A 17237-nucleotide genomic window follows, 5' to 3' on the forward strand; every position below is an offset into this window, starting at 1 on the left:
TACTATTCCTCCGTCTTATGAGTGCGTGATGCCGGATGCCAGTAATCGTATTGTGCATGTTTATGTTCCAGGACATCGCCATGCATCCTTTCTTCGATATTACCGGTATGGGCTTCTTCAGGAACTGTTTCCTTTGTTGCTTCAGGAGCTGGTTTAGTGACCTCCGGTTTGATGATCTCCGGTTTTATTTCAACAGGAACAGGCGCAGCCTTCACGAGTTCTTTGATACCTTCCGGTTTCTTTCCCGCAACTGCAGCTTCCTGTGGAACTGTGATCTGTTCTGTTTTAAACCTGCCTGGAAGTTTAACGCTTGGCCGGATTAACCGTACGCGGCATCCTATAACTCCAAGTTTCTTTATAGCAATGGCAAAGCCTTTATCAACCAGTTCCATTGCAGGGTTACCTGCATGGAGCATATTGCCAGCTACGAATTTTTCAGTCCTCTTCCTGGGGCCTGTCAATTTGCCTGCAATATCAATTTCACATCCGAGCGCCCCTGATTCCATTATTCTTCTTAGCATATTATGGCCAGCCTTTCGAAAGTACAGGCCGCGTTCGATTGCCCCGGCTAATCTTGATGCCATCATCTGGGCGTTCAGTTCAGGGATTTTTACTTCCTGGACATCTATCTGCGGATTATCAACACGGAAAACTGTTTCAAGATCGTGTGTCAACTTGTGAATTGTCCTTCCGCCCTTTCCGATTATCATCCCGGGCTTTTCAGCAAAAATTGTCACCTGGGTACCCATTGGGGTCCTGTTGATATTCATGCCTCCGTAACCTGCTCTTTCCAGTTGTTTTGAGAAATATTCTGCCATCTGGGTTTTATCAAACCCGTTCTTGACGAATTTTTTTTCAACGCCCATTATTGCACCTCTGCTATCATTTCTACTGTAACTGTTTCCTGTTTCTTGGGCGTTGCTCTTCCCTGTGCCCTGGGAAACTGCCCCATATAAGAATGGCCTTTCTTTGTTTCTACGTGAATAATCCGCATAGATTCCGGATCAAGACCTTTGTATGTGGCATTACTCTGTGCATTTTTTATAATGCATAAGAATTCCTTTGCGGCTTTCTGTGGATACCTGCCAGTGCACATTCCTTTCCTGTGCGGGATATTCCGAGTGAATCTTTTATAGGGCACAGCCTGTTTCAATGCAGCTACATTTTCAAGAAATTTCTGCGCAATATCGAGTTTCATGCCTTTGATCGCTGTTGCGATCTCATGTGCCTGTTTTCTTGAAATATGAAGTTCCTTTCCCATGGCCTTAGATGTTTTTTCAGGCGCGGGTTCAATAGAGAAATTTAATTTCATGTAAATCACTTCAATGGAACGAATTTGCTTGATTTTGTTGCACCGATACCTGCTGCGCCGTGAGAAACTTTCTTTCGTGTAAGCACAAATTCACCGAAATAATGACCCAGCATCTCAGGAATAATATCGATCGGCACGAATTCTTTGCCGCTATGGATAGCTATTTTCATACCTACCATTTCAGGAAGGACTATCATGTCCCTCAAATGCGTCCTTATATTCTGGTCTTTTATTTTGACTTTATGCAGTAATTTTTTGTGATCTTCTGAAAATCCGCGCTGTATAGTGCGGCGCTGTCTTGAGGGAACAAGCAGTGCGAACTCATCATAACTTAACTTTTTGAGATCCTCTACGGATTTTCCTCTGAATGTGAATTCACCCTTTCTCTTTGGTATTTTCGATGATTCTTTTCTTGCCATTTAACTCACCTCTTTCCTGTCCTTCTTGCGGCAATAGAGCCGACTTTTCTTCCGGGCGGCGTGCCCCTTGATACGGTCTTTGGTCTTCCGGGGTGCTGGCGTCCTCCGCCTCCGAACGGATGGTCAACAACATTCATTGCTACGCCTCTGCTTCTTGGCCATTTGCGTGCCCTTACTTTCATCCTGTAGAATTTCTTTCCTGCCTTGACGAACGGCTTTTCGGTACGTCCGCTTCCTGCGACGACCCCGATGGTTGCCCTGCATTTGGGATTAAGCCATTTCATCTCTCCGCTTGGCAATTGCACTACGGTCTTGCCCACATCATGCGCAACAAGGATACCGTACATGCCTGAGGCACGGGCAAATTTCCCACCGTCGCCAGGCTGTGACTCTACATTGCAGATTGGCACCCCTTCAGGGATTTCTGCCAGTACCAGGGTATTTCCCGGTTCCACCGGGGCTGAAATGCCGCACTGTATTGTCTGGTTGATTTCTATGCCTTCAGGGATAAGCATCAGGCGTTCCTGCCCGTTATCGAATGATATGCGGGCAATAGGAGCCGAGCGTGCAGTATCATGTATTATTTCAAGCACTTTTCCAGTAATAATTCCTTCTTCCACTTTCAAATGCATAAGATTCGCTTTGAATTTATGAGAAGGTGCTTTATATGTAGGAGAACCTTTTCCCCTGCTTTGACCCATTACTCTGTGTCCCATTTTCTCACCTTAGAATATTCCCAGCCTTGAAGCAAGTTCTGTCGCAGTGTTTGGGTCTGCGAAACTCACAATAGCTTTCTTTTTTCCTTTTGAGGTCATCATCATATTGACGCCTGCCACTTTTACTTTAAAAAGCGTCTCAATCTCTCTTTTCACATTGGTTCTGCTGTCATTGATATCAACGATGAACTGGAGAACATTGTTATTTTCAGCCATCAGCGTTGCTTTTTCTGTGACATAAGGGTGCTGTATCATTGCATTTTCTCCTCGAGTTTCGATATTGCTGACTCGGTATATATTGTCAGGCGTCCTGCATGCGTTCCAGGGGCCAGTAATTCTGCATTGAGCTGATCATAATTTACTACATCAACACCTGCAAGATTGCGTGCAGCCTTGACTACACCTTTGTCTTCAGCCGTGACGATCAGAATGCTTTTTGGCTGTTTATACCGCCTGCCCCTGAGCTTGCCTTTGCCTGCCCGGACTCTTGTATGTTTTGCTCTTATGACATCATCGTACAATTCGGCTGCTTCAAGGAATGATTTAACATCCTTTGTTCTTGTCAGGGAGCTAAGCTCATCAGCAACGATAAAAGGCAATGATGCAGAGAACTGGTGTCCTCTCTTTTTGACAAGTTCAACATTTCCTGTTGCGGCAAGCGCCGACTTGATGGCTTTCTTTCGCTCCTTGTCATTGATCTTTTCAGTCCTGTCAGTTTCAGGCTTGGGAGGATGTGCCTCTCTGCCTTTAACGGCCTGTGGGATCCTTGCTGCCTTGCTGCCATTCATAAGCCTGGCGACACGTGATACGCCTCTGCCCGGTCCCCACCCCTCAGCTGAGGTCCTCAATCCCGCATAAATATGCGGCCCATAAGGCTGCATGCGATTTGCCTGAGCTGCCAGCACTGCTTTCTTAATGAGGTCGGGTCTGTATGGCTCATCGAACAATGTTGAAGTAATTTTTTTCGTAGATTTTCCGGATAAATCGATTATATTCAAATCCATGGGATCACCCCTGTTTTGACTCAAGGCTTATATACGTTATTTCAGGTGCCTGGCCCTTTGTTTGTTTCTTTGGTCTGATAGCGGGTCGCATGCGAACTAATCTCTTGACAGGCCCGGGTACGCTTCCCTTAATAATAACATAATCATTTCTGACAATACCGTAATTTATGAATCCGCCTTCAGGGGTGACGTTCTTTCCATCTTTACCCATCTGCATTATCCTCTTGTTAAACTCGGTTCTCTGATGATATCCTGTTTGCCCCAGCTGTGGAACTCTCCAGCTTACATGTGATGGATGCCACGGACCGAGAGTACCGATCTCCCTGACACTTCCTGCTCTTGAATGTTTGGATTTCTGGAGCTGTATACCCCAGCGTTTTATAGGTCCCTGTAACCCTTTTCCTATTGTTATCCCAACAAGATCTATAACATCACCATTGTTGAATACATCGTTTATGCTGACGTTTTTCCCGAGAAGGCCTTTTGCATACTGGAAACGTCCCATCAGGTCAGTTCCGCCGATACTGTTTTCCATAATCTCCGGTTTTTTCTTGGGAATTCCTGTTACTTTATCAGGCATCGTGTACATTACCACCTTCAAATCTTTTGCAATACCGTCTTTGATAAGCTGCTCGATTTTGGCAATAGCTGCTGGCAGGTCATGTTTCTTAGGTACGGTTATTGCCCTGTTGATTTCTTTATCCAGCTCTGTTGTCCATGCTTCTGCGATGGCAGTTGCTCCATAAGTAGTATTTTTATATAGCCTGATAGCTGCTACCTTCATTGCAGGAACTTCCATAATTGTCACCGGTACTGAAATCTCCATCCCGTTCGTTAAACTGTTCGGGATTTCATCTCTCATTATGAGATGTGTCATACCGGCTTTGTACCCTGCAAATCCTAAAAGCTTTGGCTCTTTTTGTACAGGCCATGCTCTCACGCGAGGTACTTCGCTTCTTGCTCTAACGCGCGGACTGAATCCAATAGAACCGCGTCTTGGTCTGTGCGGATGTGACATTTTTTCCTCCTTTTCGATAATATAAATTAATACGCGGGAGTATTTTTACGGCAAGTGCAAACCCAATACGGGTTATTGCAAATATGTCTTCACAAATAGATTTTGATTTACACGCATTTTACGGGCATACGACAGCCGCATTGGCCCTTTGCAATTCATCAAATCCGACTTTGATCGACTTCAACTTGCGTAATCTATACGCATCGTACTTTACGCCTTAAATGAATAAGAACTATATAATACTTTGGTGATTAAATAGAAAAAATAACGCTGTACTCCAGGCCGATTTTCCCTATTCGCAGGGCGCAAGATAAAGCTTTTTATACCTTTTAGACTATCTACAACCTACCTGCACCGATGGTCTAGTGGCTATGACTTTAGCCTTCCAAGCTAATAACTCGGGTTCAAATCCCGATCGGTGCATCTCATTTTTATGAATTATTAAATTTAAAGAACATCTAACACAATCATACAAAGTGGAACCTTTTATATTGAGGTTATAAATAAGTATTTCTATGATAGAATACGAATATAATATGGTGATAAATTTTATCAAAGGCTGAATTCTTCCTGAATAATGGATAGGATAATGGATAGGATAGGAGATTATGAAAATGAAAACAATTTGGAGTTTAATTGTTGCAGTTTTAGTTTTGAGCTTGGTAAATGTAGACGGAGTCCGGGGCGAAACACGACAATCCCTGATTGATCAATCTTTTACTTCGCCTTCTAGTGCTAATTCGAATATAAACGGATGCTGTGAATATGTCTCCCAGACATTTACGACAGGAATGAACGGGACACTAAAAGGAGCCAGTATAAATGTAATTCAGGATTATCCTTATTTAACTAAATTACGGGTTTCCATCAATTCCGTTGAGAATGGTGTACCCACAATGAATGTTCTTGTTTCTAAAAACCTCAGTTCCGGAAGTTCATCAATTTCGGAAATTATCAAATTCTCCCAGGGCATTCCCGTAACTTCAGGAGTTCAATATGCGATAGTTGTCAGCTATATAGATCCACCAGCTGGAGTAGTTCAAGGCTATTGGACAGGAGATATCAATAATTCCTATGCAGGTGGAGAATGTTTTGCCTTCAATGGAAATTCTTGGACTCCCTGTGTGCAGGTAGGGGATGTCAATTTTCGGACATATATAAATACGGATTCTATGTATGATTCCGTACACAATATTAACCGCAGCATCAATTATGATGGCACCATCCAGGCTGCGATCGACGAGGCAAATGCAGGTGATGAAATACAGGTAGATAGCGGCAAATATTATGGGTATTTTGATGTTACAAAACCTCTGATCTTGCGAGGCGTGGACACAGGTATGGGAAAGCCCATTGTGGATTCAGAAGGCATAATGATGAATACAATCAATTTAACAGGTGGCGGAATTATCCTTGAGGGATTTAACGTTACCAATACGAGTCCATGGAATTCCGGGATATTTATAGTCTCAGATCATAACACCGTTACTGGTAATGATGTTTCGGAAAAAGACTACGGCATCTTTGTTTATGAATCAAATGATAACATCATTAAATCCAACAATGCTACTAATAACGGTATGGGATTATTAACGATGGATGCCACAAATAACACATTCCTTAATAACAATATTTCTGAAAATAATTACGCCATTTCTCTTTACTTCGCTTACAATAACACTTACTATAATAACAATATTTATAACAATAATCTGGCAATTTATCTTTATGATACTTATAGCAACATTTTCTATAATAACCTGTTCAATAGTACAAATTACTTGAGTTTAAATGGCGCAAATAGCAACCACTGGAATATAACAAAGACGCCAGATACAACTATAACAGGAGGTCCCTATCTTGGAGGGAACTTCTGGGCAAATCCCGGGGGAACAGGCTTCAGCCAGAACTGCTCGGATGCGGACAGGGATGGGATATGCAATTCATCATTTACAATTGCAGGTACAAATATTGACTACCTGCCGATTACATACTTTGTCCCGGATTCAATAATACCAGGAAGTATCAGCAATTTAAGAAACATTACCTATGCCCAGACCTATACCAACTGGACATGGGATGAACCAGCAGATCCGGATTACTACAAAGTAATGATATACATTGATGGAATATTCCGGAAAAATGTTTTTAAAGGAGAACAGTTCTTCAACGCTACAGGCCTGGTTCCAGATACAGAACATACCATATCAACAAGAACTGTAGATACTTCGGGTAACATCAATCAGACATGGACAAACCATACAGCTACAACAGAACCGGATTTAATACCCCCAATAATAACCATAATCTCTCCCCGGAATATTACTTATACTACTACCAATATCAGCTTGAGCGTTTCAGCCAATGAGGTGATCCCGGTCTGGAATTATAGCTTAAATGGCGAACCTAACGTTTCATTCGCACCTGATACTACAATAATAGCATCCCAGGGAGAAAATAACATAATCATATACGCCAGGGATATAGCGGGTAACTGGAATTCCAGCACAGTTGTATTCTGGGTTGATTCCATTGCTCCTTCAAGCATTACTGACCTACAAAACATTAGTTATGCGAGGTCTATCAACTGGACATGGACTGACCCCTCAGACCCTGATTTCTCCAGAGTAATGATATACCTTGACGGAATATTCCAGACAAATGTCACAAATGGTTCACAGTATTATTTTGCCAGTAACCTTACTGGGAATACTGAATATAATATTAGCACGCACACAGTCGATAGTTCGGGTAATATCAATTCGACTTGGGTCAATGGTACTGCGAGAACCCCGGCTTATGCACCAGCGGTAATTACCGTGGACGATAGCGGTGGTGCGGATTTTACGAGAATCCAGGACGCTATGAATGCTTCAAATAATGGTGACACGATAAATGTTGCGGCCGGGATTTACAATGAAAATGTGTTAGCCAACAAATCTGTAACCCTTGCTGGGGCAGGGGCTGATGTTACTATTGTTAATGCATCTAATGATAACGAACATGTGTTTAACGTTACAGTAAACAATGTTACTATCCATGGTTTTACATTAACAGGCGCAACCGGGCCTGAAAAAGCCGGCATATATCTTAATGCAGCTAATTTCACAAACATTTCAAATAACAATATCTGGAATGATACAAATGGGATATTCCTATATTCTTCTAATAACAACACGATTTATAACAACTTTTTCAACAATACTAATAATTTCAAATTCGAAGTTACGAATTATGATAACTCCTGGAATTTATCAAAAATACAAAGCAAAAACATCGCTGGCGGCCCATACACAGGTGGAAACTTCTGGGCAGACCCTGGCGGTACAGGTTTCAGCCAGAATTGTATGGACCTGGAAAAGGATGGGATATGCGATTCAAACTATACGCTTGATTCCATGAATGTGGACTTTCTTCCGCTGGCAATACCCCCGCCTGGATATATCAATGGTACTGTGATGAACAACAGTGTAGCGATCGCGGGCGCTATTCTCACTTTAAATTCCAACGTAACAGCGACTGCCAATGCATCAGGTTTCTATTCATTCCTGTTCCCGGCTGGAACCTATAACCTTACAGCCACCAGCGAGCCCATGTACTATACAAATACCTCGATCATTGTTACAGTGATATCAGGTATGACTGTTATACAGGATATTGAACTCGAAAAAAAGCAGACAGGCAATATTAGCGGCGTTGTGACGAACATATAATCGGAAATATAATTAACAAACGCAGACTTTAAGAATCTCCCAGCCGAATCTCCAGAAATCTATATGAATAATGGAGTTGTATGCGAAGGAAAATGGAGATAATTAATTATGGGAAATATTAGACAAGGATATGTAAAATCATTAACAGCCCAATTACTTGAAAAACATGGTGATGCTTTTAGTCTTGATTTTAACCAGAACAAGGAAAACGTTACGAAATATACGGACATCGAAAGTAAGATTATCAGGAACCGGGTAGCCGGGTATGTAGTGAGGCAGTTGAGAGTTAAAGCTACAAGAAAGAGATAAGATTTATGTTAAACGGTGTTCTGCCTGCTCTTATTACTCCCTTCACGAGGGATAATAAGGTCGACAAAGAAGGTTTGCAGCAGAATATCGGTTTTCTTATTGAGAACGGGGTTTCCGGTATTGTTCCCTGTGGAACCACAGGCGAATCTGCGACACTTTCCATAGAAGAGCACGAAAAGGTCATTGAGATCGCAATAGAATGCTCCACTGTTCCGGTTGTTGCTGGAACAGGCTCTAATAATACTACTGAGGCACTGGAATTGACCGGTTCTGCCAGAGATGCGGGGGCGGATGCGGCACTTTTGATCACGCCTTATTACAATAAGCCCAATGATCGTGGAATGCTTGCTCATTTTAAGAAAATCGCCAGTAAAGTTGATATTCCAATAATCCTCTACAATGTACCTTCGAGAACAGGTATCAATCTTAAGCCTGAGGTTGTGGCCGAGCTTGCAAAAGAGAGTAATATAATCGGTGTAAAAGAAGCAAGCGGCAATCTTGACCAGGTTACAAAAATCCTGGAACTTACCAGGGATGAGGATTTTGTTGTTTTTTCCGGAGATGACGGCCTGACACTCCCTATAATGGCAATCGGAGGAGCAGGCGTAATTTCCGTTGTAGCTAATATAGCCCCGAAGCTTACGGTTTCCATGGTTGAGGCGTTTCGCAATGGGAATTTTGAAGAAGCAAAAAAATTGCATATTATGCTTGCTCCTCTTATACGCGCAGTCTTTTTGGAGACAAATCCTATCCCGATCAAGAAAGCTGTTGAACTTATCGGACTTCCTGCCGGGGATTTGAGGCTTCCTCTTGCTCCTATGAGCCACGATAATGAGCGAAAGCTAAAAGCTGCTTTAAATGACCTTCATCTATTGAAGTGATCCTATGATAAAAATAGCCGTAACAGGTGCATGCGGAAAAATGGGCGGCCTTATTATTGAAAATGTCCTGAAATCAAAAGAGATGAAGCTTGTGTCCGCCATTGATGTCACAAATATTGGAAAGGATATAGGAGAGGTCATGAGGACAGGAAAGATGGACGTTCCTGTGACCGATGCAAAAGATATTGAAAATGTCCTGAAAAAGTCAAAACCCGATGTTCTTATTGATTTCACGATAGCTCAGGCTGCTGTGAAAAATGTAGTTACCTGCGCCAGGAATAAGGTCAATCTTATTGTAGGTACGACAGGTTTCACAAAAGAGCAAAGAGCCGAAATGGATAAAGCAATATCCGAAAATAATATCAGCGCAGTCATCACACCAAATTTTTCTATAGGTGTTAATGTTTTCTGGGGTTTGCTTGCAGAAGCCGCAAAGCGGCTCGAGGATTATGATATTGAAATAATAGAAGCCCACCACAACCAGAAAAAGGATGCTCCCAGCGGTACTGCAATAAAGGCTGCTGAAGTTATTTCAAAGACGCTTGGCAAAAAAGAACTGGTATATGGGAGACACGGAATTGCTCCCAGGCATAAGGAAATCGGCATCCATGCAGTACGAGGCGGGGATATCGTGGGCGACCATACAGTGCTTTTTGCGGGTGATGGCGAGCGAATCGAGATAAAGCACCAGGCGCATAGCAGGCAGGCATTCGCAAAAGGGGCCGTGACAGCTGCACTCTGGATATCAAAAGCACAACCTGGCATATATGAAATGTCGGATGTTCTGGGGATCAAATAATTATAATAATAGATGATCACAAAGATAATATTTGATCACAATGACTGAAAATGAGAACATCAAACCAAAATTACTTGTAGATTGTGTTGGACTCTATTGTCCGATACCGATTTTTAATACAACCACTGAAATGGAAAAGTTAATGCCGGGTGAAGTCCTGGAGATGGTTACCGGAGACCCTGCGGCTGTCCAGGATATCCCGAGATGGGCAAAAAGGGCGGGACATAAGCTGATAAAACTATTCAAGGAAGGCGAACAGTTCCATTTCTTAATACAGAAAGGGGATTAGAACCTGTAAATTGGATGTGCCTACTTGTTATAAATTCCAGTTAGCAAATTGCTATTGCTATTTGGGTATCATACTTATTCTTTGATTTTTTGGTTTTTTAATTTTTTTGTTCATGTAAAATTTTTTTAATAGAGTGATTCAACTGTAACTTTGAGGATTGAATCTGTTAGCGATTATCAAAACACGAAATTATAGAAACAATTTTCTCAAAATTGCCATCAATAAACAATAGAAAACTAATCAGCACTTTTTTCACCTTTTAATAAAAACCATGAACTTAAGGCATATTTATGGTAAAAGACCGTAATTAAGAGATTGCAATTCATTAAAATATAAGACAGTATATTAAAATAATTGAAAATGGTTTGTGAAAGAAATGGTAGTTACAGTAGGAAAATGCGGTATTGCCTGTGGATTATGCAAGAACTTCAATAACGGATGTGCTGGCTGTGAAATAGAGAATATGTCAAAACATCCATGCATCATTTTCAATTGCGCCGAGAAAAAAAATATTGAATGCTGTTTGAAATGCAATGACTACCCGTGCAATTTGATGCGCGGTCTTTCCAGAGCGTATTGTCCTGTATTCCCTTTAATTAAGTTGAATTTATGACAACCTGTTTTACAGTTTATCTTTCACATACTCAACTGCATTTCGAAATATCGCTATTCCTGCCCCCTCTTCCGGCAATTCCTGACGAGTCCATCCGGGATGGTTAGTCCTGTGCTGGAATGCCTCAGGATGCGGCATCATCCCGAAAATACGGCCTGTTTCATCGCATATCGCTGCAATATTATCTATTGAGCCATTTGGATTATGGGGATATCCGGCAGGATTTCCCTGTATATCCGTGTATTGGAAAACAATTTGGTTCCCTTTTTTTAATTTTGCAAGCTCCAGCGGGCTTTTTGTTATGAACTTCCCCTCACCGTGGCGAACGGGAAGATATATCCTGTCTATTCCTTTCGTAAATACACATTTTGATTTTTCATTTGCTTTAAGATGTACCCACCTGTCCTCGAATCTTCCCGAATCATTAAAGGTAAGCGTAACTTCCTGTGTGACATAATCGCCATTGAATCCTGGCAGCAAACCCATTTTCACCATGGCCTGGAAACCATTACAGATACCAATTATCAATTTTCCCGTATCAATGAATTCCTGTATTTGCTCCCCAAGATTATATTTGACCATATTCGCAAGTACTTTACCGGATGCGATATCATCCCCGAATGAGAAGCCTCCCGGGAAAGCAAGGACATGGTAATCTTCGAGTCTTTCTTTTTCATTGATTAAATCGTTAATATGCACACGTTCGGCTTCGGCGCCTGCAAGTTTAAATGCATGCCAGGTTTCCGTATCGCAGTTTATGCCGTAGCCGGTAAGGACAAGAACTTTCGGGGTCATTGTAATGTCACTATGGAAAAGAAATTTAAATAAGTATCTACATCTATACCTACAAGTCTGGAACAATCAACTACAAAAGGAGTGTCCTGGTTTTGCCATCTCATCTATTATCTATTTCCGATCTATCGTATGCAGATATCATCAGTTTACTTGATACCGCCTCTGACCTGAAAGAGAAAAGGGCGCGCGGAAAAATATTTGATATACTCAAGAATAAAACTCTTGCCATGCTTTTTGAGAAATCCTCAACCCGCACAAGGTTATCCTTTGAAGTGGCGATGACTGACCTTGGAGGGCATGCGATATATCTTAATTATAAAGATATCCAGCTCGGACGCGGGGAATCCATAGCTGATACGGCCCGTGTGATGTCGCGTTACGTCCATGCGATCATGGCACGGGTGTATAAGCATGAAACGCTTATCGAACTTTCGGAAAATGGTACAATACCTGTAATTAACGGTCTTTCTGATCTTGAACATCCCTGCCAGCTCCTTGCAGATCTTCTTACCATCCGGGAATACAAGGGAAAAATCAAGGGTTTGAATTTTGCATGGATCGGAGATGGGAATAATGTATGTAATTCTGCTATGCTTGCATGCGCGCTGACCGGGATGAAAATGACCGTAGCATGCCCGGAAGGGTATGAGCCCAATACCGAAATCCTCGCCAAAGCCAGGGAACTGGGAGGAATAATAAATGTTATCAATGACCCGATGAAAGCAGCAAAGAATGCTGACATCCTATCAACTGATGTCTGGGTTTCAATGGGTGATGAGGAAGAGCAGGATCAGAGGTTACACGACTTCAAACCCTACCAGATCAATAGCAAGCTTTTAGAACAAGCCAAGCATGATGTGATGGTGCTTCACTGTCTTCCTGCCCACAGGGGCGAGGAGATCACAGCAGAAGTTGTTGACGGGCCAAACTCGGCTGTATTTGACCAGGCCGAGAACAGGCTGCATGTCCAGAAGGCATTGCTACTGAAAATGCTTTCATAGACCCTATTGCGGGGGTCGCCCAGTCCGGTCAAAGGCGTTAGCTTCAGGGGCTAATCTCGCAGGAGTTCGTGGGTTCAAATCCCATCCCCCGCATAACAATTTTGGGGTTACATATATAATGACCCAATGACTGCATTGTTAATTTTATTCTTTCAATTGGTATTTCCTGGCTTACAAGCTGCATCGCACGATCCAACTTTATTGCTCATATCCTGCTTTTCCCATGTGTGTAATACAACCTCGTTCTCATGTAATGTAGTCAGATTCTCCAGCTTTTTCTTTAAATATTCATTTTCGTAATGCAACTGAGACACGTGTGCATTCTCATGGGAGCCAACTGCCTTCCCCTGGGATACAACTCCATTATTTTGGGATGCAAAAAAAGCAATTATGACTTCACTTAATAAAGTTACCCCTATCCTTCCAAAATGGTTTTCTTATTCAAAATCAAAAAAACTGTAAAAAACATCGAAAGTTATTTTACATGCTCATGTATTTATCAACCAAGCGCGCCATCTCTCTAACAACACACCATTCCCAACACGGGCGCGCTTAATATATTGATTTTTAATTAATATAATACCTCGGAATATTGCTTTCTGGTAGCGATATTGTAAAAACGCATATTATATGAAACGAAAAACCAATGATATTTAACAATTATATCGCCAGAACTGCCACCATGTTTTTTATGATCTCCTGAGGCGCCGGCACAAGTTGTTTTTGCAATGCGTATATTTAGGAAGTATGCATACAAAATGGTTTTCTTATTTAAAATCAAGAAAACTGTAAAAAACATCGAAAGTTATTTTATATGCTCACGTATTTATGAACCAAGCGCGCCATCTCTGTAATAACACACCATTCCCAACACGGGCGCGCTTAATATATTGATTTTTATGTGAACGGAAAAACCAATGATATTTAACAATCCTATCGCCAGAACTGCCACCATGTTTTTTTTATGATCTCCTGAGGTGCTGGCATGAGTTGCTTCTGCATCGTCATGTTAATACTTTGTTCCTGGCTCACAAGCTGCATGGCACGATCCAACTTATTGCTCATATCCTGCTTTTCCTGGCTGTGCAATGCAACAGCACTCTCATGTAATGCAGTCAGGTCTTCCAGTTTTTTCTTTAAATATTCGTTTTCGTAATGCAATTGAGATACGTTTGCATTCTCATGAGGCGCATTTGCACTCTGCCGGGAGTCAACTGCATTCTCCGGGGATGCAACTGCATTTTTGTTGGATGTAAAATAAGCAATTATGACATCCCGTAAAAATGTGCTTCTATCCTTGTCACCCTTCTTTTCCTCTATGCTATCGTATAATTCCTGCTCAACCCTTAAAGTAATCTGCGGCATTTTACACACCTTTTTTACACCTTTGTTACAAATGCCTCCCAGATATAAAAACAGCATGCTTTCTTTTCAGATCATCACTAACTATTTGACAACTCCAACACCTTCTTCAAATAATATCCTGTATACGACCCCTCGATCCTTGCCACCTTCTCAGGCGTTCCCTCTGCTATGATCCGTCCTCCATTATCCCCGCCCTCAGGCCCAAGGTCAATTATATGATCAGCGACTTTTATCACATCAAGATTGTGCTCAATAACCACAACACTATTACCAGCATCTACCAGCCTTGAAAGCATATCAATAAGCTTCTGGATATCCGCAAAATGAAGCCCTGTCGTGGGTTCATCAAGTATATACAGCGTCCTTCCCGTACTTCGTTTACTGAGTTCCGTGGAAAGCTTAATGCGCTGGGCTTCTCCTCCTGAAAGTGTAGTAGCAGGCTGCCCCAGTCTTATATATCCGAGCCCGACATCAAAAAGTGTCTGAAGCTGCCTTTTTATCCTAGGGATATTCTCAAAGAAGGTAAGCGCTTCCTCCACGGTCATATCCAGCACCTGCGCGATATTCTTTCCTTTGTATGCAATTTCAAGTGTCTCGCTATTGAAACGCTTTCCGTGGCAGACTTCACAGGGCACATAGACATCGGGGAGGAAATGCATCTCTATTGTGATAATCCCGTCCCCGCTGCATGCTTCACATCGTCCTCCTTTCAGGTTGAAGCTAAAGCGCCCGGGCTGGTAACCCCGGGCTTTCGCTGACGGGAGTTTTGCGAAAATATCCCTGATGGGTGTAAAAAGTCCTGTATATGTTGCAGGATTTGAGCGCGGCGTCCTTCCGATTGGCGACTGGTCGATTATTATGATCTTATCGATATTATCAAGCCCGATTATCCCCCTGTGCTTCCCGGGCTTTTCTTTTGCATGATAAAACTTTTGCGCAAGCGCCTTATAAAGAATGTCATTCACAAGAGTGCTCTTTCCCGATCCTGAAACGCCTGTTACGCATGTCATGACCCCAAGAGGAATGTTTACATCTATCTGTTTTAAGTTATTCTCTCCTGCCCCGACTATGGTTATTTTGTCTCCTGGTTTTCTCCGGCTATAAGGAACTGCTATCGATTTCCGGTCACCGATATAATCACCCGTGAGACTATTTTCACAATTGACGATATCCTCAAGGCTTCCAGTCACAACGATTTCACCGCCATGCACTCCAGCTCCGGGTCCCATGTCCACGATAAAATCAGCGCTTCGTATCATCTCTTCATCATGTTCTACCACTATCACAGTATTCCCAAGGTCGCGAAGCCTGGTGAGCATGTTTATAAGCCTCCCGTTATCCCTCTGGTGAAGGCCAATACTTGGTTCGTCAAGAATGTAAAGAACGCCTACAAGGCTTGAACCGATTTGTGTCGCAAGCCTGATCCTCTGGCTTTCTCCTCCGGAAAGCGTGCCTGCCGCCCTGTCAAGGGTCAGGTAATCAAGACCAACATCCATCAGGAATCCCAGGCGAGCCCTCAGCTCTTTCATGATAGGCTTTGATATGATCATCTCTTTTTCTGAAAAACTAATTCCCTCAAGGAACTCAAGTGCTTTTTTCACGGACAGGCGTGTGGTCGTAATGATCGATCTGCCTGCGATCGTAACTGCAAGGCTTGATGGTTTTAATCTTTCGCCATTACATACCGTACATGGCTTGATGCTCATGTATTGCTGGATTTTCTCCCGCGCTTCCTCTGATTGGGATTCCCTGTATTTTCTATTAAGGTGTGGAATTATCCCCTCAAAAACGCTCCTGTGTTCCCAGATACCGTCCCTGTCCCTGGGCACATACTTAAAAAGTATCGCTTCAAGACTCCCATGCAAGATTATTTGCTGGTGTTCAGGCTTAAGCTGCGAAAACGGCGTATCCAGTGAAAAATCATAGTGTCTTGCAACAGATTGCAGCATCTGGCGGTAATACCCATGTTCATATCCCCATGGTTCTATGGCACCCTCACCGATCGACCTGGTTTTATCGGGGATTATAAGGTCGGGATCAAATTCCATTGTGTTCCCAAGTCCCTGGCAAGTCGGACAGGCCCCGCGCGGGCTATTGAATGAGAACATATTGGGTTCAAGAGGCTCAAAACTAATTCCGCATTTTACGCATGCTGCATGCTCACTGAAAAGAAACTCTTTACCATCAAGGATCTGCGCCACTGCAATACCATTTCCCTCGCGAAGGGCCGTGGCAACGGAATCCGCAAGCCTTTCTTCTATGCCTTTTTTTACTGCCAGGCGGTCTACTATGACATCGATATCGTGCTTTTGCTGTTTGTTCAGCGTGATCTCTTCAGCCAGTTCGAGCATTTTGCCATCAACACGAACCCTGCTGTATCCGGATTTAGAGAGACCATCAAATATCTGCTTATATTCTCCTTTCCTTTGCCTGGCAATAGGGGCAAGTATATGGAGTTTCGTATTTTCAGGAAGCAACATCAGCCTGCCTACGATCTGTTCTACGGTCTGCGGCGTTATCTCGCTTTCACAATTCGGGCAGTGCTGTTTACCTATCCGGGCATACAGAAGACGCAGGTAATCGTAAATTTCCGTAACTGTACCTACAGTTGAACGTGGATTCTTGCTTGTGGATTTTTGTTCGATAGAGATGGCTGGAGACAGGCCTTCAATATATTCCACATCTGGTTTATCCATCTGTCCCAGGAACTGGCGGGCATATGCTGACAGCGATTCAACGTACCTGCGCTGGCCTTCCGCATACAGCGTATCAAAAGCAAGAGAGGATTTTCCCGAACCTGAAAGTCCGGTTATGACTATTAGTTTGTTCCTGGGAAGTTCCAGGTCTATATTCTTGAGATTATGGACGCGTGCGCCTTTTATTATGATTTTATCTGTTGACATAAAGAAAGTAGTTTTATATTGTTTTGAAAAGCTAAAGAATAATGGTGATAGTACATATAAATATTCGTATAACTCTCATATAGTGAATATTTATAATATT

Annotated in this window: 17 protein-coding genes and 2 tRNA genes; 9 read left to right on the forward strand and 10 right to left on the reverse strand. The window is 42.5% G+C overall.

The features are described from left to right. Positions 1–2: 2 nt before the first annotated feature. Genes FIB07_00290 through FIB07_00320 form a run of 7 tightly spaced genes read right to left on the reverse strand, consistent with a single transcriptional unit; the run spans position 3 to position 4469 of the window. Positions 3–866: a 30S ribosomal protein S3 gene (locus FIB07_00290; GenBank protein NJD51289.1), complete on the reverse strand. Its 864-nt coding sequence runs from the start codon at positions 864–866 to the stop codon at positions 3–5. Further along, a complete protein-coding gene (locus tag FIB07_00295) occupies positions 866–1312 on the reverse strand; it encodes a 50S ribosomal protein L22 (GenBank protein ID NJD51290.1) in 447 nt (148 codons plus the stop codon). Before FIB07_00295 ends, FIB07_00290 begins: the two co-directional genes overlap by 1 nt. A gap of 5 nt (positions 1313–1317) precedes the next feature. Further along, complete coding sequence (locus FIB07_00300) at positions 1318–1731, reverse strand: 30S ribosomal protein S19 (GenBank protein ID NJD51291.1); 414 nt, start codon at positions 1729–1731, stop codon at positions 1318–1320. A 5-nt stretch (positions 1732–1736) separates the two neighbouring features. Continuing rightward, positions 1737–2447: a 50S ribosomal protein L2 gene (locus FIB07_00305; GenBank protein NJD51292.1), complete on the reverse strand. Its 711-nt coding sequence runs from the start codon at positions 2445–2447 to the stop codon at positions 1737–1739. Between the two features lie 9 nt (positions 2448–2456). After that, positions 2457–2702 carry a 50S ribosomal protein L23 gene (locus FIB07_00310; GenBank protein ID NJD51293.1) on the reverse strand — a complete coding sequence of 82 codons (246 nt, stop codon included), beginning with the start codon at positions 2700–2702 and terminating at the stop codon, positions 2457–2459. Continuing rightward, complete coding sequence (rpl4p, locus tag FIB07_00315) at positions 2699–3451, reverse strand: 50S ribosomal protein L4 (protein ID NJD51294.1); 753 nt, start codon at positions 3449–3451, stop codon at positions 2699–2701. The genes FIB07_00310 and rpl4p overlap by 4 nt, the downstream gene beginning before the upstream one ends. A gap of 4 nt (positions 3452–3455) precedes the next feature. Further along, the gene (locus FIB07_00320; protein ID NJD51295.1) at positions 3456–4469 is read right to left on the reverse strand and encodes a 50S ribosomal protein L3; all 1014 of its coding nucleotides are present in this window, start codon (positions 4467–4469) and stop codon (positions 3456–3458) included. A gap of 351 nt (positions 4470–4820) precedes the next feature. Here FIB07_00320 and FIB07_00325 point away from each other — a divergent pair. The 7 genes from FIB07_00325 (at position 4821) to FIB07_00355 (ending at position 11073) form a co-directional block, all read left to right on the forward strand. Continuing rightward, positions 4821–4892 (forward strand) — tRNA-Gly (locus FIB07_00325). Between the two features lie 185 nt (positions 4893–5077). Beyond that, the gene (locus tag FIB07_00330) at positions 5078–8182 is read left to right on the forward strand and encodes a hypothetical protein (protein ID NJD51296.1); all 3105 of its coding nucleotides are present in this window, start codon (positions 5078–5080) and stop codon (positions 8180–8182) included. Positions 8183–8290: 108 nt separating this feature from the next. Beyond that, positions 8291–8491 (forward strand): 30S ribosomal protein S17e, encoded by a 201-nt coding sequence (locus FIB07_00335; GenBank protein NJD51297.1) that lies wholly within the window; start codon positions 8291–8293, stop codon positions 8489–8491. A 5-nt stretch (positions 8492–8496) separates the two neighbouring features. Further along, positions 8497–9372, forward strand: coding sequence for a 4-hydroxy-tetrahydrodipicolinate synthase (locus FIB07_00340; protein NJD51298.1), 876 nt, complete (start codon positions 8497–8499; stop codon positions 9370–9372). A 4-nt stretch (positions 9373–9376) separates the two neighbouring features. Continuing rightward, positions 9377–10171 (forward strand): 4-hydroxy-tetrahydrodipicolinate reductase, encoded by a 795-nt coding sequence (locus FIB07_00345; GenBank protein ID NJD51299.1) that lies wholly within the window; start codon positions 9377–9379, stop codon positions 10169–10171. Between the two features lie 40 nt (positions 10172–10211). Further along, on the forward strand, positions 10212–10460 hold the full coding sequence (locus FIB07_00350) for a sulfurtransferase TusA family protein (protein NJD51300.1): 249 nt from the start codon (positions 10212–10214) through the stop codon (positions 10458–10460). Between the two features lie 376 nt (positions 10461–10836). Next, positions 10837–11073 carry a hypothetical protein gene (locus tag FIB07_00355; protein NJD51301.1) on the forward strand — a complete coding sequence of 79 codons (237 nt, stop codon included), beginning with the start codon at positions 10837–10839 and terminating at the stop codon, positions 11071–11073. A gap of 9 nt (positions 11074–11082) precedes the next feature. On the opposite strand, the gene purQ is transcribed toward FIB07_00355, so the two are convergent. Further along, positions 11083–11868 carry a phosphoribosylformylglycinamidine synthase I gene (gene purQ / locus FIB07_00360; protein NJD51302.1) on the reverse strand — a complete coding sequence of 262 codons (786 nt, stop codon included), beginning with the start codon at positions 11866–11868 and terminating at the stop codon, positions 11083–11085. Between the two features lie 92 nt (positions 11869–11960). Here purQ and argF point away from each other — a divergent pair, with 92 nt between their 5' ends. Both argF and FIB07_00370 read left to right on the forward strand, forming a co-directional pair. After that, entirely contained in the window at positions 11961–12869 is a 909-nt protein-coding gene (gene argF, locus FIB07_00365; GenBank protein ID NJD51303.1) for an ornithine carbamoyltransferase, read from the forward strand. 8 nt (positions 12870–12877) lie between these two features. Continuing rightward, a tRNA-Leu gene (locus FIB07_00370) sits at positions 12878–12962 on the forward strand. A gap of 840 nt (positions 12963–13802) precedes the next feature. Here FIB07_00370 and FIB07_00375 read toward each other — a convergent pair. Together FIB07_00375 and uvrA are read right to left on the reverse strand one after the other, a co-directional pair. Next, complete coding sequence (locus FIB07_00375; protein ID NJD51304.1) at positions 13803–14234, reverse strand: hypothetical protein; 432 nt, start codon at positions 14232–14234, stop codon at positions 13803–13805. A 77-nt stretch (positions 14235–14311) separates the two neighbouring features. Continuing rightward, entirely contained in the window at positions 14312–17137 is a 2826-nt protein-coding gene (uvrA, locus tag FIB07_00380; protein NJD51305.1) for an excinuclease ABC subunit UvrA, read from the reverse strand. Between the last annotated feature and the right edge of the window lie 100 nt (positions 17138–17237).

The sequence above is a fragment of the Candidatus Methanoperedens sp. genome (genome assembly GCA_012026795.1).
GTDB lineage: Archaea > Halobacteriota > Methanosarcinia > Methanosarcinales > Methanoperedenaceae > Methanoperedens.